Source organism: Streptomyces griseus, from assembly GCF_001715295.1.
GTDB classification, from domain to species: domain Bacteria; phylum Actinomycetota; class Actinomycetes; order Streptomycetales; family Streptomycetaceae; genus Streptomyces; species Streptomyces griseus_G.
On the sequence record NZ_MDKB01000003.1, the window covers coordinates 1 to 25275 of the forward strand.

Below are 25275 nucleotides of genomic sequence, written 5' to 3' on the forward strand. Positions count from 1 at the left end.
CGAGCCGGCCACAGCCGAACTGCGCCGCTACCGAACAAGAAGTCCTGCGTTCCTGACCAGCCGAACCGATGCGCTGGACCAGTGGTTCGACGACGTGGTCGCCTCCATGGTGGTCTTCGAGGACGGGCTCGCCCGTAAGAGCGAGTACCGGCGTTTCCAGATCAAGGGCTTCGAGGGCCAGGACGACGTCCGGTCGATGCACGAGGTCATCGGCCGCCGCTTCAAGCGCTACCTCCAGGAGAAGGAGCGGACGGGGGAGTGGGACACGACCCCCGCCGCCTCGGGCCCGGTCCCCGCCCCGGAAGCGGCCCGGCCGGCGCCGGGAGTCACCGTGCCCGCCCCGCAGGAGCCCACCGCCGTGCCCGGAGGGCCCGTGCAGGCGGAGCCCGCCGCCGCGCCGGTCACGGAATCGCGCGAGGAGCCCCGCGAGGACGACGGACGCCCCCGGCGCTTCGCCTACCCGCCGCAGCTCGTCGTCGTCGACGGTGGGCAGCCCCAGGTCGCCGCCGCCAAGCGGGCTCTGGACGAGCTGGGCATCGACGACATCGCCGTCTGCGGTCTGGCCAAGCGCCTCGAAGAGGTCTGGCTGCCCCACGACGACGACCCCGTGGTCCTGCCCCGCTCCAGCGAGGGCCTGTACCTCCTCCAGCGGATCAGGGACGAGGCCCACCGCTTCGCCATCACCTACCAGCGGGCCAAGCGCGCCAAGCGGATCCGCAGCAGTCCCCTGGACGACGTCGCCGGCCTCGGGGAAACCCGCAAGCAGGCGCTGATCAAGCATTTCGGCTCCGTGAAGAAGCTGCGGCAGGCGACAATCGACGAGATCTGCGAGGTTCCGGGGATAGGACGCAGGACGGCGGAGTCGGTTGCCGCCGCCTTCGCCACGGCCGCCCCGGCCGCACCTGCCGTGAACACGGCCACAGGAGAGATCATCGAAGAGGACGACGGGGGCAGCACGACATGAGCGAACACGCAGATGAACGTGAGAACGAACGCGACGCCGAGCGTCGCAACGGGCCCGAGGACGGCCGTGACGGAGCACGGGGGGACGGCCGTACCGAAGAGCGCCGGCGCGAAGACGCCGCCTCCGCGGCGGGCCACACGGACGATCGCACCGACCGAGCAGACGGAGCAGCGCACATGAGTACGGGCAGCACCACGGAGAAGGCCGAGGCCGCCGCGCCCGCCATCCCCGAACTGGTGATCATCTCCGGTATGTCGGGCGCGGGGCGCAGTACGGCCGCCAAGTGCCTGGAGGACCTGGGCTGGTTCGTCGTCGACAACCTGCCGCCCGCGCTGATCCCCACCATGGTGGAGCTCGGCGCCCGGTCCCAGGGCAACGTGGCCCGGATCGCCGTCGTCGTCGACGTACGGGGCCGCCGCTTCTTCGACAACCTCCGGGAGTCCCTCGCGGACCTGGAGGACAAACACGTCACCCGGCGGATCGTCTTCCTGGAGTCGTCCGACGACGCCCTCGTACGCCGCTTCGAGTCCGTCCGCCGTCCCCACCCCCTCCAGGGGGACGGGCGCATCGTCGACGGCATCGCGGCCGAGCGCGATCTGCTGCGTGAGCTGAGGGGCGACGCAGACCTGGTCATCGACACCTCCAGCCTCAACGTCCACGAGCTGCGGGCCAAGATGGACGCCCAGTTCGCCGGTGACGAGGAGCCGGAGCTGCGGGCCACGGTCATGTCGTTCGGCTTCAAGTACGGGCTGCCGGTCGACGCCGACCTGGTCGTGGACTGCCGGTTCCTGCCCAATCCGCACTGGGTCCCCGAGCTGCGCCCCTTCACCGGGCTCAACGAGGAGGTGTCCGCGTACGTGTTCGACCAGCCGGGTGCCAAGGAGTTCCTCAACCAGTACACCGAGCTGCTGCAGCTGATCGCCGCCGGATACCGCCGTGAGGGCAAGCGCTACGTGACCATCGCCGTCGGCTGCACGGGAGGCAAGCACCGCTCCGTCGCCATGTCGGAGAAGCTGGCCACCCGGCTGGCCGCGGAAGGCATCGAGACCGTCCTCGTCCATCGCGACATGGGGCGCGAGTGACCAGTCGCAATCTGCGCCTGCGGCGGCTGAGCAGGGCCACGGCCGCACTCTCCGGGCGCAAGCGCGGCACGCAGCCCAAGGTCGTCGCCCTCGGCGGCGGCATGGGCCTGTCCGCGTCGCTCACGGCGCTGCGCCGGATCACCGGCGATCTCACGGCCGTGGTGACCGTCGCCGACGACGGAGGCTCCAGCGGCCGGCTCCGGGAGGAGCTCGGCGTCCTGCCCCCCGGCGACCTGCGCAAAGCGCTGGCCGCGCTCTGCGGCGACGACGAGTGGGGCCAGACCTGGGCCCGGGTCATCCAGCACCGTTTCGAGTCGAAGGGCGATCTCCACGAGCACGCGGTGGGCAATCTACTCATCGTCGCCCTCTGGGAGCAGCTCGGCGACCATGTCCAGGCCCTCGACCTCGTCGGCAAACTGCTCGGCGCGCACGGCAGGGTGCTGCCGATGTCCGCCGTGCCGCTGGAGCTGCAGGCCCTCGTCCGCGGCCACGATCCGGCGTGCCCGGACGACGTGGTCACCGTGCGCGGGCAGGCCACGGTGGCCCTCACCCCCGGCGAGGTGCAGTCCGTCCACCTCGTTCCCACCGATCCGCCGGCGGTCCCGGACGCGGTCGCCGCCGTCCTGGACGCCGACTGGGTGGTCCTCGGCCCGGGCTCCTGGTTCTCCTCGGTGATCCCGCACCTGCTGGTGCCCGACCTGCTCGACGCGTTGGTCGCCACGAAGGCCCGTAAGGTCCTCTCGCTCAACCTCGCACCGCAGCCCGGCGAAACAGAAGGCTTCTCACCGCAGCGTCATTTGGAGGTTTTGGGGCGACACGCCCCTAAACTCGCCATGGACGTGGTGCTGGCCGACGAGGCCGCCGTGCCCGACCGCGCATCCCTCGCCGACGCCGCCAAGCGGCTCGGAGCCGCGGTCGAGCTGGCCCCTGTGGCCTCACCCGACGGCGTTCCGATTCACGATCCGGAGCTGTTGGCCGCCGCGTACGACCGTATTTTTCGGATGCATGGAAGGATCGGCCCATGGCGATGACGCCAGCGGTGAAGGACGAAATCTCTCGGCTTCCCGTCACCCGGACCTGCTGCAGGAAAGCAGAGGTCTCGGCGATTCTTCGGTTCGCGGGCGGGCTGCACCTGGTGAGCGGCCGGATTGTGATCGAGGCCGAGCTGGACACGGGGAACGCCGCACGCCGGCTCAAGCGGGACATCCTGGAGATCTTCGGGCACAGCTCGGAGCTGATCGTGATGGCCCCGGGCGGACTGCGCCGCGGCTCGCGCTTCGTGGTGCGTGTGGTGGCGGGCGGCGACCAGCTGGCCCGCCAGACCGGCCTGGTCGACGGCCGTGGCCGGCCCATCCGCGGGCTGCCCCCGCAGGTGGTCTCGGGGGCCACCTGCGACGCCGAGGCCGCCTGGCGGGGCGCCTTCCTGGCCCACGGCTCGCTGACCGAGCCCGGACGCTCCTCCTCGCTGGAGGTGACCTGCCCCGGCCCGGAGGCCGCGCTCGCCCTGGTCGGCGCCGCCCGTCGGCTGTCCATCGCGGCCAAGGCCCGCGAGGTGCGCGGCGTCGACCGGGTCGTCGTCCGTGACGGTGACGCCATCGGCGCGCTGCTGACCCGGCTCGGGGCCCATGACGCGGTGCTGGCCTGGGAGGAGCGCCGGATGCGGCGCGAAGTCCGGGCCACCGCGAACCGGCTGGCCAACTTCGACGACGCCAACCTCCGCCGCTCGGCCCGGGCTGCGGTCGCCGCGGGCGCCCGCGTGGGGCGCGCGCTGGAGATCCTCGGCGAGGAGGTCCCGGAGCACCTGGCAGCGGCCGGACGGCTGCGTATGGAGCACAAGCAGGCCTCCCTGGAGGAGCTGGGCGCGCTCGCCGACCCGCCGCTGACCAAGGACGCCGTCGCGGGCCGGATCCGGCGCCTGCTGGCCATGGCCGACAAGCGGGCCCAGGACCTCGGTATCCCGGGTACCGAATCCACTCTCAGCGAGGAGCTGGCCGACGGCCTCGTCGGCTGAGGTCACAGAGCGCGGTTCGCAGGGGCCGGTGGGGGCCATTTCCCCGACGGGACGGGTTCCATTCCGATTTCCGGCCCAGCATTTTTTCGGAATGGGCCGGGCGCAGGGCCGTGCTTCCGGCCCACCGGATTGACTGAGCACCACCCTGCACAACTGAGCGGATTCCGTCGCCGTTCCGCTCGTCCGTGCATCCGGAAAAGAACACGCGGTCTCGGCGTGTTTATCGATTGAGTACCACTCCGCACAATTGAGCGAGGCTCCGGCGATGCCGGTGGATGCGGCGCGGGCCGGGTGGGCGGGGCTCGCGCCGGCGACTCCCCGTGACATCGGGCCGGCGGGTCACGCCGAGGGCCCCGGCACTGCAAGGGGGCGGCCCCCGAAGCTCGTTGACGCTCCGTGACCACGGTGGGGGAGCAGGGGATTTCCGTCGATCACCGCGGCCGGAATCCCCCGCTCCCCCTCCGGAGTAAGCGGATCTCCCTGGCTGCCCGCCCTCTCGATGTCACTCCGGAGCCTTCGGAGAGGTAGGGTCGGAGGCGGTCGGGGACATCCCTATAAAACTCGCCGGCATCGAAACCGGCGTTCCTAACGAGGAGATCGGTTCGTGACGATCCGCGTAGGCATCAACGGCTTTGGCCGCATCGGTCGTAACTACTTCCGCGCGCTGCTGGAGCAGGGTGCGGACATCGAGATCGTGGCTGTCAACGACCTGGGTGACACTGCGACCACGGCCCACCTGCTGAAGTACGACACCATCCTGGGCCGCCTCAAGGCAGAGGTGAGCCACACCGCCGACACCATCACCGTCGACGGTCACACCATCAAGGTGCTGTCCGAGCGCAACCCGGCCGACATCCCCTGGGGTGAGCTGGGCGTCGACGTCGTCATCGAGTCGACCGGCATCTTCACCAAGAAGGCCGACGCCGAGAAGCACATCGCGGGTGGCGCCAAGAAGGTCCTCATCTCGGCTCCGGCCAAGGACGAGGACATCACCATCGTGATGGGCGTCAACCAGGACAAGTACGACGCGGCGAACCACCACGTCATCTCCAACGCCTCCTGCACCACCAACTGCGTGGCGCCGATGGCCAAGGTTCTCGACGAGAACTTCGGCATCGTCAAGGGCCTGATGACGACGGTGCACGCCTACACCAACGACCAGCGCATCCTGGACTTCCCGCACTCGGACCTGCGCCGCGCCCGCGCCGCCGCCGAGAACATCATCCCGACCACGACGGGCGCCGCCAAGGCGACCGCTCTGGTCCTCCCGCAGCTCAAGGGCAAGCTCGACGGCATCGCGATGCGCGTGCCGGTCCCCACGGGCTCCGCCACCGACCTCGTCGTGACGCTGGCGCGCGAGGTCACCAAGGACGAGGTCAACGCCGCGTTCAAGAAGGCCGCGGACGACGGCGACCTCAAGGGCTTCCTGACGTACACCGAGGACCCGATCGTCTCCTCGGACATCGTCGGCGACCCGTCGTCCTGCACCTTCGACTCCTCCCTGACCATGGTCCAGGAGGGCAACTCGGTGAAGATCCTCGGCTGGTACGACAACGAGTGGGGTTACTCCAACCGCCTCGTCGACCTGACCGTCTTCGTCGGCGGCCAGCTCTGATCCTAGGATCGGCAGGCATCCAGATGTGATGTGAGGGGCTCGGACGGTGCGACGCGGCGCCGTTCGAGCCCCCTCGCATGCTCATCAGTCCTTCCAAGGAGTAGGGGAACAGATGAAGACGATCGACGAACTTCTCGCCGAAGGGGTCGCGGGCAAGCGGGTATTCGTCCGCGCCGACCTCAATGTGCCGCTGGACGGCACCACGATCACCGACGACGGCCGTATCCGCGCCGTCCAGCCGACGGTCGCCCGCCTCGCCGGAGCCGGCGCGCGGGTCGTCGTCGCCTCCCACCTCGGCCGCCCCAAGGGCGCCCCCGACCCGGCCTTCTCGCTGGCCCCCGCCGCCACGCGCCTCGGTGAACTGCTCGGGGCCGACGTGGCGTTCGCGACGGACACCGTCGGTGACTCCGCCCGCGCCACGGTCGCCGGACTCTCCGACGGCCAGGTCGCCGTCATCGAGAACCTCCGCTTCAACGCCGGCGAGACCTCCAAGGACGACGCCGAGCGCGGCGCCTTCGCCGACCGGCTCGCGGAGCTCGCCGACGTGTACGTCGGCGACGGCTTCGGAGCCGTCCACCGCAAGCACGCCTCGGTCTTCGACCTCCCGGCCCGGCTGCCGCACGCGGCCGGCGGCCTGATCGCGACCGAGGTCGGCGTCCTGAAGAAGCTCACCGAGGAGGTGCGGCGCCCGTACGCCGTGGTCCTCGGCGGCGCCAAGGTCTCCGACAAGCTCGGGGTCATCGACCACCTGCTGGAGAAGGCCGACCGCATCCTGATCGGCGGCGGCATGGCGTACACCTTCCTCAAGGCCAAGGGCCACGAGGTGGGTATCTCGCTGCTCCAGGAGGACCAGGTCCCGGCCGTCCAGGAGTACCTCAAGCGGGCCGAGGAGCTCGGCGTGGAGTTCGTGCTCCCCGTCGACGTCCTGGTCGCCCACGAGTTCCCCGACCTGAAGACCAAGGCCCCCGCCCACCCCGCCACGGTCGCCGCCGACGCCATCCCGGCCGACCAGGAGGGCCTGGACATCGGGCCCGAGACCCGCAAGCTGTACGCGGCGAAGCTCGCCGACGCGGCCACGGTCTTCTGGAACGGCCCGATGGGCGTGTTCGAGCACCCCGACTACGCCGAGGGCACCAAGGCCCTCGCGCAGGCCCTCGTCGACTCGCCGGCCTTCACCGTCGTCGGCGGCGGGGACTCCGCGGCCGCCGTCCGCATCCTGGGCTTCGACGAAAACGCATTCGGCCACATCTCGACCGGTGGCGGCGCCAGCCTCGAATACCTCGAGGGCAAGACGCTTCCCGGACTCGCCGCACTGGAGGACTGAACCTGATGAGCACCCGCACCCCGCTGATGGCGGGCAACTGGAAGATGAACCTCAACCACCTCGAGGCCATCGCCCACGTCCAGAAGCTCGCCTTCGCCCTGTCCGAGAAGGACTACGACGCCGTGGAGGTCGCGGTCCTGCCGCCCTTCACGGACCTGCGGTCCGTGCAGACCCTGGTCGACGGCGACAAGCTGAAGATCAAGTACGGCGCCCAGGACATCTCGGCGCAGGACTCCGGCGCCTACACCGGTGAGATCTCCGGCCCCATGCTCGCCAAGCTGAAGTGCACGTTCGTGGCCGTCGGCCACAGCGAGCGCCGCCAGTACCACGGCGAGAACGACGAGATCTGCAACGCCAAGGTGAAGGCGGCGTTCAAGCACGGCCTCACCCCGATCCTCTGCGTCGGAGAGGGCCTGGACATCCGCAAGGCCGGTGACCAGGTCTCCTACACCCTCGCGCAGCTCGACGGTGCCCTGAAGGACATCCCGGCCGAGCAGGCCGAGTCCCTCGTGATCGCCTACGAGCCGGTCTGGGCCATCGGGACCGGCGAGGTCGCCACCCCCGAGGACGCCCAGGAGGTCTGCGGCGCGATCCGCGCCAGGCTCGCCGAGCTGTACTCGCAGGAGCTGGCCGACGCCGTCCGTATCCAGTACGGCGGCTCCGTGAAGTCCGGCAATGTCGCGGCCATCATGGCGCAGCCCGACGTGGACGGAGCCCTGATCGGTGGCGCCGCGCTCGACGCCGACGAGTTCGTCAAGATCGTCCGCTTCCGCGACCAGTGAGTATGCGGTAGCGCGGATCCGTCGTACCCTTGCGGGGGCCAGGGGGCTGTCACCCCCGGCCCCCGCTGTTCGTACATGCAGTCCTAGGAATTTCCGGAAAGTAGGGACCAGCCGTGATTTTGGCGTTCGAGATCGCCCTGATCGTCTTCAGCCTGCTGCTGATGCTGCTGGTGCTGATGCACAAGGGGAAGGGCGGCGGCCTCTCCGACATGTTCGGTGGCGGCATGCAGTCCTCCGTGGGCGGCTCCTCGGTCGCCGAACGCAACCTCGACCGCATCACCGTCGTGGTCGGACTGGCCTGGTTCGCGTGCATCGTCGTCCTCGGTCTGCTCATCAAGCTGGACAGCTGACCCGGCTCCGCGATTCCCGGTGACGGTGTAACTCCTTTCACTGGACGCGCGTTGGGCCTTACGTAGACTGGGGCATCCTCGAGCACCATCACGCAGGGAGTTACGACCGTGGCAAGTGGCAACGCGATCCGGGGAAGCCGGGTCGGAGCGGGGCCGATGGGGGAGGCCGAGCGCGGCGAGTCCGCGCCGCGCCTGCGCATCTCCTTCTGGTGCTCGAACGGGCACGAGACCCAGCCGAGCTTCGCCCATGACGCGCAGGTACCGGAGACCTGGGACTGCCCGCGCTGCGGTTTCCCGGCCGGGCAGGACCAGGACAACCCGCCGGACCCGCCGCGCACCGAGCCGTACAAGACGCACCTCGCGTACGTGCGGGAACGCCGCAGTGACGCGGACGGCGAGGCGATCCTCGCCGAGGCCCTGGCGAAACTCCGCGGCGAGATCTGAGACTTTTCACCGGCCGGTCACCCCCAGGGTGCCCGGCCGGAATCCGTATGCCGTCCACCAGCTTGCCGGTGCGCCGCCGCACCCTCCCGATCAATTAGGTTGGGAGGGCAGCGGGGAAGGTTGCAGGTACGAGAGAAGTGGGCGATTTCCGGGATGAACGCACAAGGCCGAACCAAGCTCAGCCGGCTGCCCGAGTGGGCGGCTCTCGGCAAGCACCGTGAGGAGTTCGGGGGGACGGGTCTGCGACAGCTGTTCGCGGACGCCCCGGACCGGGGGGAGCGGTACACGCTCCGGGTCGGCGACCTCCACATCGATTACTCCAAGCACCTCGTCACCGACGAGACGCTGCGCCTGCTGCGCGCCCTCGCCGCCGCCACGGACGTGACCGGGCTGCGGGACGCCATGTTCCGCGGCGAGAAGATCAACACGACCGAGGACCGCGCCGTCCTGCACACCGCGCTCCGCGCCCCGCGCGACGCCGTGGTCGAGGTCGACGGCGAGAACGTGGTGCCGGCCGTGCACGCCGTCCTCGACCGGATGGCCGCCTTCGCGGACCGGATCCGGGCGGGCGAGTGGACCGGGCACACCGGCAGGCCGGTCAAGAACATCGTCAACATCGGTATCGGCGGCTCCGACCTCGGACCCGCCATGGCGTACGAGGTGCTGCGCTCCTTCACGGACCGCTCGCTGACCGTCCGCTTCGTCTCGAACGTCGACGGCGCCGACCTCCACGAGGCGGTGCAGGGTCTGGACCCGGCCGAGACGCTCTTCGTCGTCGCCTCCAAGACGTTCACGACGATCGAGACCATCACCAACGCCACCTCCGCCCGCGACTGGCTGCTCACCGAGCTGAGGGCCGGTCAGGAAGCCGTCGCCAAGCACTTCGTGGCACTGTCGACCAATGCGGAGAAGGTCGCCGACTTCGGTATCGACACGGCCAACATGTTCGAGTTCTGGGACTGGGTCGGGGGCCGGTACTCCTACGACTCGGCGATCGGCCTCTCGCTGATGATCGCCATCGGCCCGGACCGGTTCCGCGAGATGCTCGACGGCTTCCACCTCGTCGACGAGCACTTCCGCACCGCCCCCGCCGAGGAGAACGCCCCGCTGCTGCTGGGCCTGCTGGGCATCTGGTACGGCCAGTTCTTCGACGCCCAGTCGCACGCGGTGCTGCCCTACAGCCACTATCTGTCCAAGTTCACCGCGTACCTCCAGCAGCTGGACATGGAGTCCAACGGCAAGTCCGTGGACCGGGACGGCGATCCGGTGGAGTGGGAGACCGGACCGGTCGTCTGGGGCACCCCCGGGACCAACGGGCAGCACGCCTATTACCAGCTGATCCACCAGGGCACGAAGATCATCCCGGCCGACTTCATCGGGTTCGCCGCGCCGGCACATGACCTGCTGCCCGGGCTGATCGCCCAGCACGATCTGCTGATGGCCAACTTCTTCGCCCAGACCCAGGCCCTGGCCTTCGGCAAGACGCCCGAAGAGGTCCGCGCGGAGGGCGTGCCCGAGGAACTCGTGGCGCACAAGACGTTCCGCGGCAACCACCCGACGACCACGATCCTCGCCGACCGGCTGACGCCGTCGGTGCTCGGCCAGCTCATCGCGCTGTACGAGCACAAGGTCTTCGTCCAGGGAGCCGTCTGGAACATCGACTCCTTCGACCAGTGGGGCGTCGAACTCGGCAAGGTCCTCGCCAAGAAGATCGAGCCGGTCCTGACCGACGGCACCGGCGGGGAGGGCCTGGACAGTTCCACCGCCGCGCTCGTGGCGACGTACCGCTCGCTGCGCGGCCGCTGAGCCGGCGGTGACGGGAGGGGGGCGGTGCGGTACCGGCCGCCACGCACCGGGTAGCCGGGCAGCCGCGGTCCCGGGACTGCCCGGCCGGCAGGCGGGTTCCTCACCCCGCCCGGAACCCGGCCGCTGATGTCCGCCGTGGCGCCGACGATCTTCGGTCTTCGGGCAGCCTGTGCGCCGTCCTCCCTCCCCCCCCCGCCGGTACCGCACCCACGGCGTCCGCCCGAGGCGGGCGGCCAGGACCGCGCTGAAAGTGCGCCGCGCGGCCCCTCACGGTGGCGGGGAGAGGAGCGGCCTCCTGGGACGTGCCCCCGGCGGGCGGCGCGGTCCGAGCGCGGTCAGGAGCCCGTTGCGGGGGTCCCGGCCGGACGCGGCCCCGGAGGGTTGTCCCGCACGGCACGGCGGGGCGCGCGGCGCCGGCACCCCGCCGCGTCGTCGGGACGTCCCTGTACATCCCGTGTGCGGACGTCCCTCCGCCGTGCGACGCACCGCGTCCGGCGCCGCGCGCTGATCCGCCGGGAATCGCGGGACACCCTTGGACGCCTGTGACCACGCCGGGGAGACCGGCGTACGCAGGGGTCTCCTGTCGTGTACCGCCCCGCGGGTCGGTGCGGGTCCGCCCTGGACCCCTGCCTCCCCGGGCGGGGGCCGGATCCGGGTCCCTGTCTCCGCGGTGCGCGTCCCGTCGGGGGACCGTTTTTTTCGGCCCCGCAGGACCCGGGACCCGGCCCGGCGGGCCAGCCCTGGCCGGAAAATGACCAGCCTCCGCACGGGGGTGGCTGACCGATTTTGACCGCGTCCGCCGCCCTGTCCCGGCATCTTCGGGCTTAACGCACCCTGCCTGACCGGGAAAAACGGGTGAACACCTCCTGAGTGCCTATCACGTTTCTCTTTCCGGTAATTCGACTCCCGAAGCAATTGGCGTGAAACGGCCTGCAGGCAATTGCATCAGGACCCGGTGGGGCTTGACCGATACTCGATGGGCGCTATAGCTTCCGTGAGGCGCCGGGCGGGTAGAGCGTGCGCCATCTCGCACTGTTTTGCCGGAAGTTCAGACATAGCTGCGGTTGCCGACGAGACCCGTCGTCAGCCGAGCGTTTGTGGGCTCAGGGGGACCGTTCGTGATCAACAGTACTACCCGCTCCTACGTCGACGAGTGCTTGCAGAATCACTCCAATCTTCGTCATGCAGCGCGCAAGATGGAACTTCCCGCTGTCTATGCGGATTCTTTCGGGCAGGTCCTGCTGGACCGCCCCTTATTCGTCGAGCGCTCGGAGATCGAGGCTTTTGCCGATGATCTCCACAAGCTTTACTCAGTCATGGTGTCCCTGCCGGACCGGTTGTACGGCGGTGATCTGCGGGCCTATTGCCGAGCCATCGGCATGGACGACGCACTGGCCGGCCTGATGTGCCGCGGCGCCCGAACGGCGCCCGTTCTGCACGCCCGGGCCGACGCCTATCACGACGGTGAGCGCTTCTGGCTGCTGGAACTCAACGTCGGCAGCGAACTCGGCGGCACCGACACCGCGCAGCAGAACCGCGCGTTCCTCGACGTGCCGGAGTTCGCGGACTTCGCCGAACGCCACGGCCTCGGCCACCTCGACACCGTGCCCAGGGTGGCCGAGGCCCTGCGCCGCGCGGCCGGACCGGTCACCTCGGGCGAACCGGTCATCGCCCTCATCGAGAGCACCGGCGGAATCGCCGCCCACGAACACGTCTTCCTCGCGGTGCGCGAAGCGATGGCCGAGCACGGGATACGACTCCTTCTCGGAGAGATCCAGGAACTCGGCGAGCGCAACGGCAAGATCACGCTCCGGGGCACCCCGCTGGACGTCGTACTCCGTTACTTCGTGGCCGGCGAGATCGCCGGCGATCCCGCCGCGCAAGACGTCCTGGACACCCTGCTCCGCGCCGACGAGGCCGGTACCACCGCGCTCTTCCTGGGTCTGGACAGCGGCGTGTACGCCAGCAAGGGGAGCCTCGCCCTGTTCCACGACCCGGAGGTCCGCTCCGCGCTCACCCCGTCCGAGCTGGCCGTGGTGGACCGGACGGTGCCCTGGACCAGGCTGCTCGACCCGGGCCTGAACCACGCCGGGGACCGGTCCGGCCTTCTGGAGCGCTGTCGCGACGAGCGCGCCGACCTGGTCCTCAAGCCCGGTGTGGGCTACGGAGGCGTCGGTACCGTCATCGGCCACCGGGTCGGCGACGAGCAGTGGGCCGAGGCACTGGCCTCCGCCGACGGCGACGCCGTGGTCCAGCGCCGGGTGGTGCCCGCGGCGGAGCCCGTGGTCGACGCTCTCTCGGGCCGCACCGAGGACTGGGCCGCCAACTGGGGCGTGTTCGTCGACGAGGGCGGCTACGCCGGAGGGTTCGTCCGCGCGCTGAAACCCACCGACGGTGCGGTCATCTCCTTCTCCAACCCCGGCACACGCAGCAGCTGTGTGTTCACCACCGGCTGACCACCTCCCTCCCTCCCTCCCGATCCGGTTCCCCTGACCCGTTCCGCGGCGTCCCTTCGGGCTGCCCCGGCGCGCGCCGGGCGAGCCCCCATGGCCGGAAGCCGCCGTAAACCGTGAAAGGACCACGTGTGTTACCGGAACAGAGGGCCGGCGGAGACGACGGCCGCCCCCACATAGTCGTCGTCAACCGCTGGCGAGAGCGATATGCCGACTATCTCGGCTACGTCGACCACCGCGAGAACGCCGTCACCTACGTCAGCACCGAGGTCGGGCTGGGATCGGTCCCGGCCGAAGCCGCCGGCATCGCCCTGGTCGACGCCACCGACGACCCCGTCCAGGTCCGGTCCGCCGTCGCCGGACTGACCGGCCGGCACGGGATCCCGCACCGGATCGTCGCCCTCAAGGAGGACGACCTGCTCGTCGCCGCCGGACTGCGCGAGGACCTCGGCCTTCCCGGGCCGTACCCGGCCGACCTGCTGCCGTTCCGCGACAAGTTCCTGATGTGCCGGGCGATAGCCGCCGCCGGGCTCCCGGTTCCCGCCTTCGCCTCGGCGGACAGCCCGGGCGAGGTCGCGGACTTCACGTCCGTGAGCGGCTGGCCCGTGGTGCTGAAGCCGCGGATCGGAAGCTCCAGCGCGGGTGTGCGGATCCTGTCAGGGCCCGCCGACCTGGCGGGGCTGCCCGCGTTCACCGAGCCCATGCTCGTCCAGGCCTTCGTCGAGCACCCCATCCACCACGTCGACGGCGTCTTCGACGGGACCCGTACCTCGCGGCTGCGGGTCTCCCGCTACGTCAACACGTGCCTGGGCTTCCGCGAGGGGGCGTTCCTGGGCTCGGTCGAGGTCGACGACCCCGGTGTCGTCCGGGCCGTCACCGAGGCCGCCGACGGCTATCTCGCGGCCCTCACCGACGGGCCGACCCCTTTCCATCTGGAGGTCTTCGTGGAGAGGACGCCGGACGGCGCGCACTGCGTCTTCCTCGAGGTGGGCGCGCGGGTGGGCGGTGCGGAGATCCCGTTCATCTGGCGGGACCTGCACGGGTACGACCTGATGCGGGCGGCCTTCGAGCTGCAGCTCGGCCTGGCCGGCACGGCCGCGGAGACGGCCCCGCCCACCGGCGAGGTCGGCGGGTGGCTGCTGATCCCCGCACCGGAGGCACGGCCCTGCGTCATCACCCACGTCACCTCGATGCTGGGTGGCCGCACCGGCCCCTATGCCGAATCGATCCTGCCGCCCGGCGAGGTGCTGCCGGAGGCCGACGCCTACTACGAGCACGTCGGCGGCCGATTCCGCTTCCGGGGGCGTACCAGTGGCGAGGTGGAAGCCGCACTGACCGATACGGCGGCCCGCTTCCGGGTCACCGCCGAACCCGTCGCACGGACGGTCGCGGAGCGGCCGGCACGCGCGGAGTACGCAGCACACGCGGAGGCGAGACGATGAAGGACTACTCCGAGCAGATCCTGTCCGGTGAGGGCGAGAACGACTACACGAGGTACATGCGGACCGACGCCCTGCTGTCCTTGCAGCGGCTTCCCGAGGAATCCGTCCACCGGGACGAGCTCCTCTTCCAGGTGGTCCACCAGTCGACCGAGCTCTGGCTCAAGCTCGCCTGCTCGGAGGTCGCCGAGGCCACCGCACGGATCGAGTCCGGCGAACTCGACACCGCCACCCGGCTGCTCGGCCGCGCCGCCCTGGGTGCCCAACTGGTCACCCAGCAGTTGGAGATGATGCGTCACCTGTCCCCCTGGGACTTCCAGACCATCCGCACCGTCCTCGGCCACGGCTCGGGCGCCGACTCCCCGGGATGGCGGTCGGTCCGCGCATCCAACCGGCTCGTCGGCGCGGCCTTCCTGAAGCTGGTCGCGGACCGGGGTGTCGACCTGGCCGAGCTGTACCGCAGTGGCGAGGACACCGCGGAGTTCCGGCTCGCCGAGGCGATGATCGAGTGGGACGAGCGGATATCGATCTGGCGCGTCCAGCACTTCAAGATGACCACCCGGATCATCGGCCACGAGGTGGTCGGTACCCAGGGAACACCGGTGGACGTCCTGGCCAAGCTGATCTCGCACAAGCACTTCCCCGAGCTCTGGGCGGTCCGCACCGAGCTGACCGAGACCGGCCCCATGGGCGAACGGCCGGTGGGGGACCGGTCATGACGGGCAGACCGAGAGCCGACGCCCCCGCCCTGGAACCCGCCGGGTTCCGCGCGGCCTTCCCGATGCTGGAGAGCACCGTGCACCTGGCGGGGTGCAGCCTCGGCCCCCGTTCGACGGCGCTCGACTCCGCCATGGGCGCCATGCTGGACGCCATGACGGGGAAGGAAGCGCCCTGGCACCTCTTCGAGGAGCAGGTCGGCCTGGCCCGGGAGGGGTTCGCCGCGCTCATCGGCGCCCGTACCGAGCAGATCGCCCTGGTGCCGAGCGCGTCCGTGGGTGCCTACCAGATCGCCTCGACCGTCGACTGGGGGGCGCGACCCCGGCTGGTCACGACCCCCCTGGAGTTCCCGTCCCTCGCCCACGTGTGGCTCGCACAGCGCCCCCGGGGCGCTCAGGTCGTCTTCGCCGAACGGGCCGAGGACTACGCGGCGCTGGTCGACGGGCGCACCCGGCTGGTGTCCGTACCGATGACGGGCTATCAGGACTCCGTGCGGATGCCGGTGGCCGAACTCGCGGACCTCGCCCACACGGAGGGTGCGGAGCTCTTCGTCGACGCCTACCAGGCCGCCGGGGTCGAGCCCGTCGACGTGGACCGGCTGGGCTGCGACTACCTGGTCGCCGGCACCTCGAAGTACCTGCTGGGACTGCCCGGACTCGCGTTCCTCTACGCGCGTACACCGCACACCGCGGAGCGGCAGCCCACCCTGACCGGCTGGTTCGGCCGGCCCGATCCCTTCTCCTTCGACCCGCGCACACTCGACTTCCCCGACACCGCCGCCCGCTACCAGACCGGTACCGCGGCCGTCCCCGCCTGCTACGCGGCCGTCGCGGGACTCGGCCTGATCGCGCGCACCGACCCCGAGCGGGTACGGGCCCACGTCCGAAGCCTCACCGCCCTCGCGGTCGAACAGCTCACGGCCCAGGGCGAACGCGTGCGGGAGGTCCGGCCGGAGCGGCGCGGCGCCCACGTCGGGCTGATCGATCCCGATCCCGCCGGGCTCGCCGAGGCGCTGGCGCAGCGCGGCGTGATGGTGAGTCCCCGCGGCGACGTCGTCCGTGTGGCCTTCCACTACTACAACCGGGCCGAAGACGTCGAGATCCTCTGCGCGGCACTGCGCGACCACCGGTTCTCCTGAGCACATCCCCATCCCGATCACTCCCACCCCAGGAGGAGGAGCCATGGCCACAGCAGAACTGGCCTCGTGGGTCCAGGAAGCGGACCCAGGAAGATTTCCGTACGACGCCGTTGTCCGCGAATACCAGCGCGTCGGCAAGCACTTCGTCTCGAAGGAGCTGCTCGACCGGCTCACCGCGGTACGCGACCGGCTGCCCATGATGCACGGCCCCTGGCCCGAGGTGCGCGCCCTGGCCTCCTTCCTCGACACCGCGCTCGACAAGCCCGACGGGCGCTACGACTATCCGACCTATCTGGCCCTGTCGATGCTCGAACTGCCGGGCCTCGACGAGCCGGTGGCCACGGCCCCGTTCGCCCGCTCACGCTGCGACCGGTTATCGGTCCAGCTGATCGCCGACGCGCTCGACTTCGAACTGGCCGCGCTGGACGGGCTGAGCATGCGGCTGAGCGAGCTGCGGCCCTCCCGGGACCTCGCCGTCAAGCGCTGCAAACACGGTCTGCGGGCCGTCCTGCCGGCCTTGACGCGGATGTCCCTGGCCCGCGGCGTGACCTCCGAGGACCACGTCGACCGGGCCCGCCAGATGCGCTCCCTCGTACGCGCCGACATGGCGATCGCCGAACGCCGGGCCATGGACCTGAGCATCCTTCCGGTGTACGTCTCGCACGACGAGTACATGTTCCTGCGGGTACTGCAGACCTTCGAGACGACCTTCGTCCTGCTCACCATGCATCTGAGGGCGGCGATCGACGCCCTGTCGGGACGCCGGGCCGACGAGGCCGTGCACTTCCTCAACGGCGCCGAGGACTCCCTGCGCGAGTCCGCGCCGCTGTTCTCCATGCTCGCGACGATGCAGATCGAATCGTTCCGCACCTTCAGGGAGTTCACCGAGGGCGCGAGCGCCATCCAGTCACGCGGCTACAAGCTGGTCGAAGCCCTCTGCCGGACACCCGACCGGGAGCGGGCCGAGTCGCCGGCCTTCCACTCCGTGCCCGAGATCCACGCCCGGCTCGCCGGCGGACATCCCAACCTGGACGACACCTACCGCGAGGTCCGGGACTCCGGAGACCTCGGCCCGGCGGAATGCGCCCGCGTCGGCGCCGCGATGAGCACCTTCGCGAGCGCCCTGCACCGTTGGCGGGGCACTCACTACCGGCTCGCGGTCCGGATGCTGGGAGAGGCCACCGGTACCGGCTACACCGAGGGCACCCCGTATCTGGCGGCGGTGCGCGACATACCCGTGTTCCATCAGGTCAGCCCGGCCGACAACGAAGCGACGGTGAGGTCTCGATGACCGTGTTGGACGCACCCGTGGGGATCGTCGGCGCAGGCCCGGTCGGGCTCGTGGCGGCGCTCAGGCTCGCGGACTTCGGAGTCCCGAGCATCGTGCTGGACAGCAAGCCCGAACTCGTCAAGCAGGGCTCGAAGGCGTGCCTGATCCAGGGGGACGTGCTGGAGATCCTCGACAAGTCCGGCTGTGCCGGGCCCATCCACGAGGAGGGGGTCACCTGGCGCGTCGCCCGGACCTACGTGGCCGACGAGGAGATCAGGGCCGTCGAGCACCCGGCCGCGCTCGGCTACGGGCCGTTCGTCAACATCTCGCAGTTCCGGATCGAGCAGGTGCTCGCCGAACGGGCCGGTGCGGAGCCCCTCATCGACCTCCGGTGGAACCACCGTGTCGGCGACGTCACCCAGGACGCCGACGGGGTGACGCTCACCGCCACCACCCCCGACGGGGAGCGGGCCCTGCGCTTCGGACATCTGGTCGCCTGCGACGGCGTCCGCAGCACCCTGCGTGACCTGCTCGGCGTCGAGTGGACCGGGTACACCCACCGCGACCGCTTCCTCATCACCGACATCAAGGCGAAGCTGCCGCTGGCGCAGGAGCGGCACTTCCACTACAACCCGTCGTTCAACCCCGGCAGGCAGCTGGTCATGCACCCGCAGCCGGACGACATCTGGCGCATCGACTGGCAGCTCCCGCCCGACGCCGACATCGACGCGGAGCGCGCGGACGGCCGGTTCGACGCCCGGGTGCGCGCCGTCATCGGCGACGTGCCGTACGAGGTCGACTGGGTCAGCACCTACCGCTTCCACCAGCGGGTGGTGGCACGGCTCCGGGTCGGCCGGGTGCTGTTCGCCGGCGACGCCGCGCACGCCCTGCCGCCGTACGGCTCCCGGGGCATGAACAGCGGCATCCAGGACGCCGACAACCTCGCCTGGAAACTCGCGCAGATCGAGCGCGGCCAGGCCGGCGAGGACCTGCTGGAGACCTACCACAGCGAGCGGTACGCGGCGGCCAAGGAGAACCTCCGGGTCACCGAGGCGACCATCCGCTTCATGGTGCCGCCCCACCCGCTGCGGCGCTGGGCCCGCTCCGTGCTGCTGAAGCTCTCCACGGTGCTGCCCTTCGCCGAACGGCGCGTCAACAGCGGGCGCATGGCCGAGCCGTACACCTACCGCGACTCGCCCCTCGTCCCCCGGGCGCGGGAGCACCCCCTGCTCGGTGCCTTCGCCCCCGACGCCCCGCTCGTCGGCGGCGCCGGCCCGGCACGGCTGCGCAGGCTGTTCGGGGACGGCTTCGTCGGCCTGTTCGTCGCCCCCGACGCCGCCGCGGCCGCGCGGCTCGTCTCGGAGACCAAGTCCCGGCCCTGGCCCGTTCCGGCCGCGACCGTCGTGGTCCTGCCGTCCGGGGCTCCCACCGCGGGCCTTCCCGAAGGCCTCACCGTGGTCCACGCGGATCCCGGCACGCTCCCGTCCGGCTACAGCGACGGCACGGCCGTGTGGTGGCTGGTACGCCCGGACGGCCACCTCGCCGCCCGCTCGGGCAACGGTGCCGACTTCGCCACGTCCCTGCGCGCCGCGGCGGGCGTCCCCGTCGCCACCGGGGACAACGGTCCGACGCGGGACGCCCCGCTCCTGGAAGGAACGCAGATATGACCACCGCAGCACCTCCGTACGCCTGGCTCGACGGCGGCGTCGTCCCCTGGGACCAGTGCGTGCTCCACGCCCGCAGTCAGGGCGCCTTCTGGGGCGCCAACGTCTTCGAGGGGCTGCGCGTCTACCGGGACCCGGACGGCGCCCGCCACCTCTTCCGGGTCCAGGACCACCTGACGCGGCTGCGACGCTCCATGAAGAGCCTGCACATGGAGATCGACTACTCCGACGCCGAGCTCGTCCGGGCCTGCACCGACCTCGTCCTCGCCAACGACTTCGAGGCCGACGCGCACGTCTGCGTCGTCGCCTACTTCGGCCTCGGGTCCTCCTTCGACCCGATGGGCCACACCACCGAGACCGGTGTGCACATCACGTCCACCCCGGTACCGCGCTCACCCGCCCACGAGCACGGCGTCGCGGCGTCCATCTCCTCCTGGCGCCGGATCGGCGAGGACTCGATGCCGCCCCGCATCAAGACCGGGGCGAACTACCACAACAGCCGCCTGGCCCAGCACGAGGCCGTGCGCAACGGCTACGACACGACGCTCCTGCTCAACCAGCGCGGCACGGTCGCCGAGGCGCCCGGCTCGTGTGTCGTCGTCGTCCGTGAGGGGGAGCTGATCACGCCGCCCGGGACCAGCGGGGTGCTGGAGGGCATCACGGTGGAGACCGTCGCCCGGCTCGCCGAGGACCACCTCGGACTGACCCTGCGGCGCCGGGAGATCGACCGCACGGAGCTGTACATCGCCGAGGAGGTCTTCCTCTGCGGAACCATGTCCGAACTGCTGCCCGTCACCAGCGTCGACCGGGTGACCGTCGGCGACGGCACCCGCGGGCCACTGACCCGGCTGCTCCAGGACCACTACGACGACGCGGTACGCGGCCTGGGCAAGCACCCCGAGTGGTGCACCACGCTGCCGGCCGCCGGTGGGACCGGTGCGGCATGAGCGTACTGACCGGGCTGGTGGAGGCCCTGCGCAGCGGAGCGGTCGAGGTGGTCGACCTGACCTCCCCGCTCTCCGAGGACACCCCGATCATCGACCTGCCACCGGAGCGGGGGCAGCCCTGGCCCTTCGCCCGCGAGGAGATCAGCCACTACGACGCCGCGGGCCCCACCGTCTACTGGAACAACATCCGGCTCTCCGAGCACACCGGGACGCACTTCGACGCGCCCGTGCACTGGCTCTCGGGCAAGGACTCCCACGACGTCTCCCAGGTCCCCCCGGGCAGCCTGGTCGGCCCGGCGGCCGTCATCGACCTGTCCCGCGAGGCCGCCGAGGACCCCGACTTCCTGATGCGCCGCGAGCACGTCGAGCGGTGGCAGGACCGGCACGGTGAGCTGCCCGCCGGGGGCTGGCTGCTCTACCGCACCGGCTGGGCCGAACGCCAGGCGGACCCCTCCGCGTTCCACAACGGCCGCCACACGCCGGGCGTCGCACCGGAATGCGCCAGGTGGCTCGCCGAGAAGACCCCGCTCAGCGGGATCGGCGTGGAGACCGTCGGCACCGACGCGGGCCTCGCCGGGGAGTTCCCCGACCAGCCCTACCCGTGCCACTGGTTCTTCCACGGCGCGGGCAAGTACGGCCTCACCCAGCTCAGGAACCTCGCGAAGCTCCCGCCCACCGGGGCGGTCGTGGTCGCCGGCCCGCTCCCGATCGTCAGGGGCTCCGGCAGCCCGAGCCGCGTCCTGGCCCTGATCGAACACGAACCCACCGGAGAGCGACGATGAGTGACACCGGCTTCCAGCGCGCGAGTTCTCTGCTGCGGCGGCACACGCAGGACACCACCAGGCCCGGGGAGTTCACCCTCCTCGGCCGGGACTGGGACCTGATGGACGGCGTGTTCAGCCCCACCTACACGCCGGTGACCGACCTCTTCACCAGCTGGCTCCCCTTCCCGGACGGCGGGTCCTTCCTGGAGATCGGCTCGGGGGCCGGGGTGACCGCGGTGGTGGCGGCGCAGTCGGGATGCGCGCGCGTCACCGCGCTCGACATCAGCCCGGCGGCGGTGGAGAACACCAGGCGCAACGTCGTCCGGCACAAGGTGGAGGACCGGGTGCGGGTGCTGGAGAGCGACCTCTTCGACGCCCTGCCGCCCGAGGACCGGTACGACCTCGTCTACTGGAACTCCAACTTCGCCGAACCGCCTGCCGACTTCGTCAACGAGACCGACCTGCACCACGCGTTCTTCGATCCCGGCTACGACGCCCACCGCCGCTTCCTGAAGGAAGCACCCGGCCGGCTCACCCCCGAGGGGAGCCTGCTCCTCGGTTTCAGCAGCATCGGCAACGTCGCTCTGCTGCGGCGGCTCGCCGCCGACGCCGGCCTGGAACCGTCGATGCTCCGCTCCGAGCAGCGGCAACTGGACAGAACAGTGATCGAGTTTCAGCTATGGCGGCTCGCCGCGGCCTGACAGCACGCACAATCGACGCGTCGCCCACGAACCACCGAACCACCCGAACCACCGAAGGATCCACCGTGCCAGACACCCCCGGCTCCGCCCGTCACCTCTCCCTCCTCGCCGACCACAGCAGAGGCGTGCTCGTCACGCTGAAGAAGGACGGCCGGCCGCAGCTCTCCAACGTGGACTTCGCCTACGACGAGGCGGACCGCACGATCCGGTTCTCCACCACGGACGGCCGTGCCAAGATCACCAACCTGCGTCGTGACCCGCGCGTCAGCCTCCACGTGACCACGGAGGGCGGCGGCGCCTACGCCGTCTTCGAGGGCGAAGCCACCCTGTCCGCAGTCGCCGCCGCACCGGACGACGAAGCGGTCGAGGAACTGGTCGACGTGTACCGGGCGGTCCAGGGCGAACACCCCGACTGGGACGAGTACCGCACGGTCATGGTCCAGGACCGGCGGCTGGTGGTCCGGTTCCGGATCGAGCACTCCTACGGCTGGGTCCCGGACCCCGCCTGACCCTTGCCGGCCGGCGGAGGTGCGATGGCGTGTGTCCTGCACACGGCACCGTCCCCCGCCGGCACCTCCGTCCGGTCGCGGCACCGCCGCGCCCGGCCCGTACCCCCGTACCGACCCGATCGAGGAGTCCCATGCCCCGCCTGCACGTCGTCATCGCCTCCACCCGCCCCGGCCGCATCGGCCCGGCCGTCGCCGACTGGTTCACCGCCGTCGCGGAGAAGCACGGCGGCTTCGACATCCGCGTCGTGGACCTGGCCGAGGTGGGCCTGCCCCTGCTGGACGAGCCGAACCACCCCTCCGAGCGGCTCTACACCAAGCAGCACACGAAGGACTGGAGCGCCACGGTCGACGAGGCCGACGCCTTCGTCTTCGTCGCCCCCGAGTACAACTACGGCATCAACGCCGCCCTGAAGAACGCCATCGACTACCTGTACTTCGAGTGGCAGTACAAGCCCGTCGGCTTCGTCAGCTACGGCAACACCTCGGCAGGCCTGCGTGCCGCGCAGATGACCAAGCAGGTCGTCACCACCCTGAAGATGATGCCCGTCACCGAGTCCGTGGCCATCCACTACGCCGGCACGCACATCACGCAGGACGGCAGCTTCGCCGGCACCGAGGCGATGGCCGAGGCCGCCGCCGCCATGCTCGACGAGATCGGCAGGCTGGAGGGGGCCCTGCGCCCGCTGCGCGAAGCCGCCTCCTGACCCGGACAGTTGTGACACGACCACGGTCCTGGAGAGGAAAAGCCGTGAACGAGACCGAAACCCACATCGTCCTGGTCGGGAGCGGCGGAAGGCCCTACCGCGCCTACGCCTTCCGTGCCCTGGCCGCGCGGCACCGGCTGTCCGCGCTGCTGGCGGAGGAACCCACCTGGCAGCGTGAGTACCTGGACAGCTGGAAGGTCGCGGACCTGGGCGACCCCGTCGCCGTCACCGCGGCCCTGGACGCGCTGACGGGCCCGGGATCGGCGGTGCTGACCTGGGACGAGACCGTGCTCGAGGTCACCGCCGCGGCTGCGGAGAAGCTGTCCCTGCCGCACATGAGCGCCCTGGCCGCGCAGCGCTGCCGGGACAAGTTCCTCACCCGCGGTCTCCTCGACGGGGCGGGCCTGCCGGCCGTCCGCCACGGTCTCGCCCACACGCAGGACGAGGCGGAGCGGATCGCGGACTCGCTCGGTTACCCCGTGGTCGTCAAGCCCCGTGCCCTGGCCGGCAGCGTCGGCGTCGTGCTCGCCGAGGACGCGCCGGCGGTGCGCGCCGCCCACCGGCTGGCCGGCGGGGCGGCGTACTCCACGCTGCCCACCGGTCACGGCATCCTCGTCGAGGAGTTCCTCGACGGGCCCGAGATCAGCGTGGACAGCGTCGTCGCCGACGGCGAGGTGACCCTCGTCCAGGTCGCCAGGAAACGCCTCGGCTACGCCCCCCACTTCGAGGAGGTCGGGCACCTGGTCGGCGGCTGGGACGATTCCGAGCCCTGGGCCGGACCGGTCCGTGCACTCGTCACCGACGCGCACCGGGCGCTCGGCGTCGACCTGGGCGTCACCCACGCCGAGGTGCGGCTGACCAGCTCCGGACCCCGGCTGGTGGAGCTCAACGGGCGCCTGGGCGGCGACCTCATCCCGTACGCCGGGGAGCTCGCCACCGGCGTCGACCTGGTGGTGGCCGCGGCCGAGGTGGCGCTCGGCCGGACCCCCGACCTCACGCCGCGCAGGGCGGGGTACGCCGAGGTGCGGTTCGTCTATCCGCCGCACGACGGCACGGTGCGCTCCGTCTCCACGGGCGGCGCGGAGGCCGTCCCCGGGGTGGCCCACGCCGCCGTCCTCACCGAGCCGGGGGCCGAGCTGCTGCTGCCTCCCCGGCAGGCGATACCCCGGCTGGCCGTCCTGATCGCCGAGGGGGCCGACGAGGCGGCGTGCGCACGCGTGCTCGACGCCGCCGTACCCCTGGTGACCGCCGAGGTCGAACCCCTTGCGGGGGACGCCCCGTGACGGCCGGTGTGCCACGGTTCAGACCGGTCGACCGGCTGATCGTCACGCACGGTCTCTCGTCGTTCTGCCTCGGACTCGTCTTCCCGTACACCGCCATCCACCTCGCCGACCGGCCCGGCGTCGGCACCGGGGGAGTGGCGCTGTTCTACGGAGCTGCGGGGATCGCGAACCTGACGGTGGCCCTGCTGCTGACGGCGGGGGTGCTGAAGCTGCCGCGGGTGACCCTCGGGGTGCTCGGCACCGTGCTGTGGTTCTGCGGCTACCTCGCCCTGCCGTTCGTCGGCTCGCACCCGGCGACCCTGGCCGTGGGGGTGACCATCGGCTGCGGCCAGGGCGGATTCCTCGCCGCGATCGTCCCCCTGGTCAACTCGCTGGTGACGGCCGACGAGCGCCGGAAGGTCTTCGCCCGCCGGTACGCCGTGCTCAACGCGACCCTGGCCGCCGGATCGCTCGTCGCCGGCGCGTTGACGCTGTTCCTGCCGAGATCGGTCATCCCGTACTTCTTCGTGGCCAACGCCGTGGGCATCCTGCCCCTGACGATCGCCATGCTGGCCGCCGGGCGCCACGCCCGGGGCGCCGACGAGAAGGCGGAGGAGACCGACGAGGGTCCCGCCCTGCCCTTGACGGCTCTCGCCCGGACGGTGCTGCCGGCCGCCCTCGTCCAACTGGCCGTCTTCCTCTTCGGTTTCAGCCAGTTCGAGGCCACCTCGCCCCTCGTCTCCGAACGGCTCATGGACATGGGCTTGTTCATGGTGTCGCTGATGCTGGCCGTCAACGTCGTCGTGATCGTCTCGGTCCAGGGGTGGATGACCCGCGTCCTGGAGGACCGCCCGGAGATCGACGGCCTGCGCATCGCCGTGGTCCTGTGGACCGCCGGTTACGTCGTGGCCGGGGCGATGGCCTTCCTGCCGTACGGTTTCCGGCTCACCGGGCTCCTCGTGTACGCGGTGCTCTTCGCACTGGGGGAGTGCGCCTACTCGTGCTCCTTCCACCCCTGGCTGATCTCGCTCGTGCCCGACCGGGAACTGACCAGGGCCAACGCCCTGGCCAACTCGATGATGGGCGTCGGCAACTTCGCCGGGCCCTCGATCGGAGTGGCGCTCGCCGCGAGCGGCCAGGCCCCCGTCGTCTGGCTCGGACTGGCCCTGTGCTGCACCACCATCACCGTGGGCACGGGCCTGCTCGCACGGCGCCAGGCCGCCAAGCCCGCCCCGGCCGCGGCGTGACGCCGGGGCCGGAGCTCACGGAGTCCTGACACGGCGAGGGCCCGGCCCGCTCCGGAAGGAGCGGACCGGGCCCTCGCCCGCC

The 25275-nt window shown here is 71.0% G+C and carries 23 protein-coding genes; all 23 read left to right on the forward strand.

Annotation, left to right across the window (positions count from 1 at the left end; genetic code table 11):
- On the forward strand, positions 1-964 hold a 964-nt coding region (locus BA175_RS16295; protein ID WP_254667900.1), incomplete at its 5' end, for a helix-hairpin-helix domain-containing protein.
- Between the two features lie 176 nt (positions 965-1140).
- Complete coding sequence (gene rapZ / locus BA175_RS16300; RefSeq protein WP_069173069.1) at positions 1141-2046, forward strand: RNase adapter RapZ; 906 nt, start codon at positions 1141-1143, stop codon at positions 2044-2046.
- A complete protein-coding gene (locus BA175_RS16305; RefSeq protein ID WP_069172155.1) occupies positions 2043-3077 on the forward strand; it encodes a gluconeogenesis factor YvcK family protein in 1035 nt (344 codons plus the stop codon). The genes rapZ and BA175_RS16305 overlap by 4 nt, the downstream gene beginning before the upstream one ends.
- Positions 3068-4057, forward strand: a complete 990-nt coding sequence (whiA, locus tag BA175_RS16310; RefSeq protein ID WP_069172156.1) for a DNA-binding protein WhiA — start codon at positions 3068-3070, stop codon at positions 4055-4057. The genes BA175_RS16305 and whiA overlap by 10 nt, the downstream gene beginning before the upstream one ends.
- 604 nt (positions 4058-4661) lie before the next feature.
- Positions 4662-5672 carry a type I glyceraldehyde-3-phosphate dehydrogenase gene (gene gap / locus BA175_RS16315; protein WP_069172157.1) on the forward strand — a complete coding sequence of 337 codons (1011 nt, stop codon included), beginning with the start codon at positions 4662-4664 and terminating at the stop codon, positions 5670-5672.
- Between the two features lie 112 nt (positions 5673-5784).
- Entirely contained in the window at positions 5785-6996 is a 1212-nt protein-coding gene (locus tag BA175_RS16320) for a phosphoglycerate kinase (protein ID WP_069172158.1), read from the forward strand.
- Positions 6997-7001: 5 nt separating this feature from the next.
- Positions 7002-7778 carry a triose-phosphate isomerase gene (gene tpiA / locus BA175_RS16325; protein WP_069172159.1) on the forward strand — a complete coding sequence of 259 codons (777 nt, stop codon included), beginning with the start codon at positions 7002-7004 and terminating at the stop codon, positions 7776-7778.
- A 113-nt stretch (positions 7779-7891) separates the two neighbouring features.
- Positions 7892-8128: a preprotein translocase subunit SecG gene (gene secG / locus BA175_RS16330; RefSeq protein ID WP_069172160.1), complete on the forward strand. Its 237-nt coding sequence runs from the start codon at positions 7892-7894 to the stop codon at positions 8126-8128.
- A 108-nt stretch (positions 8129-8236) separates the two neighbouring features.
- A complete protein-coding gene (locus tag BA175_RS16335; RefSeq protein ID WP_073747820.1) occupies positions 8237-8572 on the forward strand; it encodes an RNA polymerase-binding protein RbpA in 336 nt (111 codons plus the stop codon).
- A gap of 153 nt (positions 8573-8725) precedes the next feature.
- On the forward strand, positions 8726-10378 hold the full coding sequence (pgi, locus tag BA175_RS16340; protein ID WP_069172161.1) for a glucose-6-phosphate isomerase: 1653 nt from the start codon (positions 8726-8728) through the stop codon (positions 10376-10378).
- A 1196-nt stretch (positions 10379-11574) separates the two neighbouring features.
- A complete protein-coding gene (locus BA175_RS16345; protein ID WP_254667901.1) occupies positions 11575-12834 on the forward strand; it encodes a hypothetical protein in 1260 nt (419 codons plus the stop codon).
- 128 nt (positions 12835-12962) lie between these two features.
- Positions 12963-14273: an ATP-grasp domain-containing protein gene (locus BA175_RS16350; RefSeq protein ID WP_069172163.1), complete on the forward strand. Its 1311-nt coding sequence runs from the start codon at positions 12963-12965 to the stop codon at positions 14271-14273.
- Positions 14270-14989: a tryptophan 2,3-dioxygenase family protein gene (locus BA175_RS16355; RefSeq protein WP_069172164.1), complete on the forward strand. Its 720-nt coding sequence runs from the start codon at positions 14270-14272 to the stop codon at positions 14987-14989. The genes BA175_RS16350 and BA175_RS16355 overlap by 4 nt, the downstream gene beginning before the upstream one ends.
- A complete protein-coding gene (locus BA175_RS16360; protein ID WP_069172165.1) occupies positions 14986-16125 on the forward strand; it encodes an aminotransferase class V-fold PLP-dependent enzyme in 1140 nt (379 codons plus the stop codon). Before BA175_RS16355 ends, BA175_RS16360 begins: the two co-directional genes overlap by 4 nt.
- 43 nt (positions 16126-16168) lie before the next feature.
- Complete coding sequence (locus BA175_RS16365) at positions 16169-17416, forward strand: tryptophan 2,3-dioxygenase (protein ID WP_069172166.1); 1248 nt, start codon at positions 16169-16171, stop codon at positions 17414-17416.
- Complete coding sequence (locus BA175_RS16370; RefSeq protein WP_175420857.1) at positions 17413-19062, forward strand: FAD-dependent monooxygenase; 1650 nt, start codon at positions 17413-17415, stop codon at positions 19060-19062. Before BA175_RS16365 ends, BA175_RS16370 begins: the two co-directional genes overlap by 4 nt.
- Positions 19059-20006, forward strand: a complete 948-nt coding sequence (gene ilvE, locus BA175_RS16375) for a branched-chain-amino-acid transaminase (protein ID WP_069172167.1) — start codon at positions 19059-19061, stop codon at positions 20004-20006. Before BA175_RS16370 ends, ilvE begins: the two co-directional genes overlap by 4 nt.
- Positions 20003-20788 carry a cyclase family protein gene (locus BA175_RS16380; protein ID WP_069173071.1) on the forward strand — a complete coding sequence of 262 codons (786 nt, stop codon included), beginning with the start codon at positions 20003-20005 and terminating at the stop codon, positions 20786-20788. Before ilvE ends, BA175_RS16380 begins: the two co-directional genes overlap by 4 nt.
- Positions 20785-21471 (forward strand): methyltransferase, encoded by a 687-nt coding sequence (locus BA175_RS16385; protein ID WP_069172168.1) that lies wholly within the window; start codon positions 20785-20787, stop codon positions 21469-21471. The genes BA175_RS16380 and BA175_RS16385 overlap by 4 nt, the downstream gene beginning before the upstream one ends.
- A gap of 65 nt (positions 21472-21536) precedes the next feature.
- Complete coding sequence (locus BA175_RS16390; RefSeq protein ID WP_069172169.1) at positions 21537-21980, forward strand: PPOX class F420-dependent oxidoreductase; 444 nt, start codon at positions 21537-21539, stop codon at positions 21978-21980.
- A gap of 131 nt (positions 21981-22111) precedes the next feature.
- Positions 22112-22684, forward strand: a complete 573-nt coding sequence (locus BA175_RS16395) for an NADPH-dependent FMN reductase (RefSeq protein ID WP_069172170.1) — start codon at positions 22112-22114, stop codon at positions 22682-22684.
- A 44-nt stretch (positions 22685-22728) separates the two neighbouring features.
- Entirely contained in the window at positions 22729-23967 is a 1239-nt protein-coding gene (locus BA175_RS16400) for an ATP-grasp domain-containing protein (RefSeq protein WP_069172171.1), read from the forward strand.
- 8 nt (positions 23968-23975) lie between these two features.
- Positions 23976-25193, forward strand: a complete 1218-nt coding sequence (locus tag BA175_RS16405; protein WP_107407602.1) for an MFS transporter — start codon at positions 23976-23978, stop codon at positions 25191-25193.
- Positions 25194-25275: the final 82 nt, after the last annotated feature.

Excerpts from the sequence above, each read along its gene's own strand:
- rapZ (WP_069173069.1), top strand. The coding sequence starts at position 1,141 with ATGAGTACGGGCAGCACCACGGAGAAGGCCGAGGCCGCCGCGCCCGCC.
- whiA (WP_069172156.1), top strand. The coding sequence starts at position 3,068 with ATGGCGATGACGCCAGCGGTGAAGGACGAAATCTCTCGGCTTCCCGTC.
- BA175_RS16320 (WP_069172158.1), top strand. The coding sequence starts at position 5,785 with ATGAAGACGATCGACGAACTTCTCGCCGAAGGGGTCGCGGGCAAGCGG.
- tpiA (WP_069172159.1), top strand. The coding sequence starts at position 7,002 with ATGAGCACCCGCACCCCGCTGATGGCGGGCAACTGGAAGATGAACCTC.
- pgi (WP_069172161.1), top strand. The coding sequence starts at position 8,726 with ATGAACGCACAAGGCCGAACCAAGCTCAGCCGGCTGCCCGAGTGGGCG.
- BA175_RS16345 (WP_254667901.1), top strand. The coding sequence starts at position 11,575 with ATGGAACTTCCCGCTGTCTATGCGGATTCTTTCGGGCAGGTCCTGCTG.
- BA175_RS16355 (WP_069172164.1), top strand. The coding sequence starts at position 14,270 with ATGAAGGACTACTCCGAGCAGATCCTGTCCGGTGAGGGCGAGAACGAC.
- BA175_RS16360 (WP_069172165.1), top strand. The coding sequence starts at position 14,986 with ATGACGGGCAGACCGAGAGCCGACGCCCCCGCCCTGGAACCCGCCGGG.
- BA175_RS16365 (WP_069172166.1), top strand. The coding sequence starts at position 16,169 with ATGGCCACAGCAGAACTGGCCTCGTGGGTCCAGGAAGCGGACCCAGGA.
- BA175_RS16370 (WP_175420857.1), top strand. The coding sequence starts at position 17,413 with ATGACCGTGTTGGACGCACCCGTGGGGATCGTCGGCGCAGGCCCGGTC.
- ilvE (WP_069172167.1), top strand. The coding sequence starts at position 19,059 with ATGACCACCGCAGCACCTCCGTACGCCTGGCTCGACGGCGGCGTCGTC.
- BA175_RS16380 (WP_069173071.1), top strand. The coding sequence starts at position 20,003 with ATGAGCGTACTGACCGGGCTGGTGGAGGCCCTGCGCAGCGGAGCGGTC.
- BA175_RS16385 (WP_069172168.1), top strand. The coding sequence starts at position 20,785 with ATGAGTGACACCGGCTTCCAGCGCGCGAGTTCTCTGCTGCGGCGGCAC.
- BA175_RS16395 (WP_069172170.1), top strand. The coding sequence starts at position 22,112 with ATGCCCCGCCTGCACGTCGTCATCGCCTCCACCCGCCCCGGCCGCATC.